The 4,153-nt window shown below is 49.8% G+C and carries 5 protein-coding genes; 2 read left to right on the top strand and 3 right to left on the bottom strand.

The window, feature by feature from the left end:
- The coding region (gene nrdG / locus ABUA47_RS21600) for an anaerobic ribonucleoside-triphosphate reductase activating protein (protein ID WP_349832032.1) at positions 1-478 on the top strand (478 nt) is incomplete at its 5' end.
- A 164-nt stretch (positions 479-642) separates the two neighbouring features.
- Here nrdG and ABUA47_RS21605 read toward each other — a convergent pair.
- Positions 643-1,989, bottom strand: coding sequence for a threonine/serine exporter ThrE family protein (locus tag ABUA47_RS21605; RefSeq protein WP_005827410.1), 1,347 nt, complete (start codon positions 1,987-1,989; stop codon positions 643-645).
- Positions 1,990-2,100: 111 nt separating this feature from the next.
- Here ABUA47_RS21605 and ABUA47_RS21610 point away from each other — a divergent pair, with 111 nt between their 5' ends.
- Positions 2,101-2,823: a DUF6064 family protein gene (locus ABUA47_RS21610; RefSeq protein ID WP_005837362.1), complete on the top strand. Its 723-nt coding sequence runs from the start codon at positions 2,101-2,103 to the stop codon at positions 2,821-2,823.
- 28 nt (positions 2,824-2,851) lie between these two features.
- On the opposite strand, the gene gpmA is transcribed toward ABUA47_RS21610, so the two are convergent.
- Positions 2,852-3,598: a 2,3-diphosphoglycerate-dependent phosphoglycerate mutase gene (gpmA, locus tag ABUA47_RS21615; RefSeq protein WP_005827407.1), complete on the bottom strand. Its 747-nt coding sequence runs from the start codon at positions 3,596-3,598 to the stop codon at positions 2,852-2,854.
- Between the two features lie 36 nt (positions 3,599-3,634).
- Entirely contained in the window at positions 3,635-3,931 is a 297-nt protein-coding gene (locus tag ABUA47_RS21620) for a hypothetical protein (protein ID WP_005837364.1), read from the bottom strand.
- Positions 3,932-4,153: the final 222 nt, after the last annotated feature.

Raw genomic sequence — 4,153 nt, forward strand, 5'->3', positions numbered from 1 at the left:
TACCACAGTAGACGGTCCGGGCTTCCGGACCGCCATTTATGCTGCCGGATGCCCCAACGGTTGTCCCGGTTGCCACAATCCGGAGTCGTGGGACATCAACCGCGGGCACTGGATGAGTACGGAAGAGATTCTGGAAAAAGTCCTTGCCGACAACTTTGCAGACGTCACCTTCAGTGGTGGAGACCCGATGTTCCAGCCGGAAGGATTCACCCAACTGGCACATGCCATCAAGGAGCGGAGCCGGAAAAACATCTGGTGCTATACGGGCTATACTTTCGAAAAACTACTGCGCAACCCGCGCCAAGCCCAACTGCTGAAGTACATCGACGTACTGGTGGACGGCAAATTCAAGAAAGAACTGAGGGATGAGGAACTCTATTTCCGGGGAAGCCGCAACCAGCGTCTGATTGACGTACAAACATCCCTGCAAAAAGGCGAAACCGTCATTTACCACTATAATCCGAAAAAGGGCATTTAAAAAAGAAGAGAAGTTTTCAAAAATATATGAGCACTTTTATAATGTTATAATATCAGGCGCGAATTACACGGAATAACACGGATTCAATAAACAAAATCCGTGAAATCCGCGTAATCCGCGCCTAAAAGAAAGTGTTAAGAGTTTTTTGACACCCTCCACCTATATCACCATTCTATAAATTTCCCTCTTTCCCTGCGCTTCTGCAGCTCCTCCTGAAGAAAGCGCTGCCTATCCTTGGCAATATACCGGCGGGCAAAGATATTGGGCACCGCCACTCCCAGCGCTATGCAGAGAATAATCAGTGAAGCCGTGATGCCGTTGGAAACAACCGCCGTCACCTCGCCTACCACACCGTGCATATTGATAAGCCCGAAAAGTGCACGATACATCAGCACTCCCGGAATCATCGGGATGACAGAAGGAATCGTCAGCACATGATTGGGAACATGGAACCAATGCACTGCCTTCACGGCTATCAGGCTGACAACCATGCTGCCCATGAACGAACCTATCACCGGTCCGTAACCCAATTCGAAATTGACAAAGTTACGCGTACAAACGGCAATGATACCGCCCACCGCAACAACCCACAACAAGCGCCGCTGTATGTTGAATATCATGGAAAATCCCATGGCAGCTATCGCCGCCGCAATGGCATACACCAGATAACTGTCATGAGGCACCATACTCAATTCGCTGAACTTCTTGTCAATCACGACATCCTCCACCGTCAGCAGGCGCATGGCTATTACAATGCCGAAGGCCATTGCACAGACCATCAGCACCGTATTCACAGCCCGCACAATGCCCACCTGGATATAATTGTCAATCATATCATCCACAAAGTTTATCAGCGGCACCCCCGGAACGATGAACAGTGCACACGCCAACAACGGATGATAGGGAGTTTCCGAGAGCCCGGCAAACGAAGACACATAGGCCAGACAGGTAGAAATCAATGCGGCAATGGCAATACTCATATAGTGATTGATGCCGAACTCCATGCAACGGGCACGGACGCGGAAGCCGGCAAAAGCGCAGATAGAGGTAAACAGAAACGCCATCCAGTCACCACCGAACAGTTTACAGAAACCTCCGCAGGCAAAGCCGGCACCGATGGCAACAACGTATGGCACATAGTTCCGCTTCTTGTTTTTGATTCTTTCCAGTTCCTCCTCATACTGGTCGAGGGAATAGTCATTCTCAATAGCCCGCCAGGACAGTTTGCTGATTTCGGAAATGGCAGTCATGTTGATGCCATGCTTTTCACATTTCTGGAATTTGGAGAACGAATGCAGGCCGTCGCTCACATTCACCACCAGCATGGTATAACTTACGTCGATGTGGAGCTTTTCTTCCGGCAGCCCCAGATAGGCGGCAACACGGTTCAGGTTACGAACAACACGGTTCGTATCAGCCGCACTCTCCACCAGCAGCTGTCCGGTACGAAGCAATAAATCGAGTTTCCTGCGCAGCAGGGCAATCTCTTGTTCAGTCAAAGTCTTATCCATGAATCTTTTTACCTATTTTTTGGAGGCACAAAGATAGGCAAAATGTAGAAAACGATTTCATTCTTTCGGCAGAAAACTCTACCTTTGCAGCCGTTTTTTTAATGGACACAAATGGAAATATTCTGGAATACTATCGCACAATACAACGAGGCCACCTGGTGGACACAGCTCCTCATCACCGCAGCAGGTATCCTGCTCACCACGCAACTCTACCGGAAACCGACCTTATGGGCAAAACGCTCCATGAAAATCTACATGGTATTTCTGAACGGGTGGATATCCATCGTGTACTACATGATGTATTGCGGAGCGCGCGGACACCACCATATACTCGCCATCTTCTGGGGAGTGATTGCAGTGTTGTGGCTATGGGATTTGTTTACCGGCTACACTCCGTTCGAGCGCAACCCGAAATACAAGGTACTGGTGGGGGTACTCTATGCAATGCCTTTCCTCTACCCGCTCCTTTCGTGGGCACGCGGAATGGAATTTCCCATGATGACCACCACCGTGATGCCCTGCTCGGTAGCAGTTTTCACCATCGGGCTGCTGCTGGCTTTCTCGCGCAGGGTCAACCTGCTCGTCATTCTGTTCCTTTGCCACTGGGCGCTCATCGCCTTTTCCAAAGTCTACATCTACAAGATTCCCGAAGACCTGCTACTGGCAAGCGCCACTGTGCCTGCCATCTATCTGTTCTTCAAGAACTACTTTGAACAGAACTTGCACAAGGAAACCAAGCTGGGCGCACGGCTCATGAACTGGTTCCTTATCCTCATCTGTATAGTGGTCGGGGTACTGCTCAGCATGACGCTGCTCCATGGGATGAGAGGATAAAGAAATAGCGCGCTTCCGCGCGCCAAAATCATTTCTTCTTTCCCTGATTGGCCACAGCCTCCATCAATTTCTTTATCTCCTCGGGGTCACCCAAGAAATAGTCTTTCGTCAAGTTCAGCTCATCGTCAAACTCAAAGACGTAGGGCACCGCCGTAGGCAGGTTCAGATGCACAATTTCATCGTCCGAAATATGCTTCAGATGCTTGATAATACCCCGCAGGCTATTGCCATGAGCCACTACCAGCAATTCGTCGGCCGTCTTCAGATTCGGGAAGATGACACATTTCCAGTAAGGCATGATACGCTCAATCGTATCTTTCAACGACTCCGTACGGGGCAGTTCGGCATCGGGCACTTCTTGATAACGGTCCTCAAAACGCGGATTACGCGGGTCATCCTCGGCCAATGCATGCGGAGCCACATCAAAGCTCCGGCGCCATACCAACACCTGCTCGTCACCGTACTTGGCAGCCGTCTCTGCCTTGTTCAGCCCTTGCAACTGGCCGTAGTGTTTCTCATTCAACCTCCACGATTTCTCCACCGGAATCCAGTCCTGGTCGAGGCGGTCCAGCACACAATCCAGTGTCTTCACGGCACGCTTCAGATAGGAAGTATACGCCTTCTTGAAGCGGAATCCCTTTTCTGCCAGCAGCTCACCCGCCCTTACAGCTTCAGCAACGCCTTTCTCTGTCAAATCAACATCCGTCCACCCCGTGAAGCGGTTTTCCTTATTCCATGCACTCTCGCCGTGGCGAAGCAAAACAATCTTTTTCATATAGTCTCCTTTCAGTTTTACCTATAGAACACCCGGCTACCTCCTCTTGTTCATGCAATAGCGGACCACATATACCAAAAGTATCAGAAACGCCACCCACACCATGCTGATGACCGGCAGGTAGCGGTTATACAAATATTCCCCTTCCTTCGGGACACGGTTGAAAGTACAGATTATGCAATTACAGCACGCATCGAGTGCATCATGCGAGAATACCGAAAAAACAATGATAGCCACCCCCGCAAGAAGCATCATCAAAGTCCCCCACACCAGCCACTTACCAGCCACGGAAGGATGGAATTGCGAATGAGTGGAATGTACGAATCTAACCATAAACACTTGTCTATTATTACCGGTACAAATGTCCTTCATTTTTAACAATCCGGCAATACCTACTTTTCATCAAAAAGAGAGTCTGCCATCCCAATTAGTAGGTAGCCGCGACCTCTATAAACCACGCCACAAGCTAACCCGAAATGGGGAGCGGCACAACACTAAAAGCCCTCCATGTAGGTATTTCACGTTCTCCGGCAAGGCCTTTTCTTTGCAGCAAAC

It is taken from the genome of Bacteroides sp. RTP31139st1_H2_RTP31139_211217 (assembly GCF_040227615.1).
GTDB lineage: Bacteria > Bacteroidota > Bacteroidia > Bacteroidales > Bacteroidaceae > Bacteroides > Bacteroides uniformis.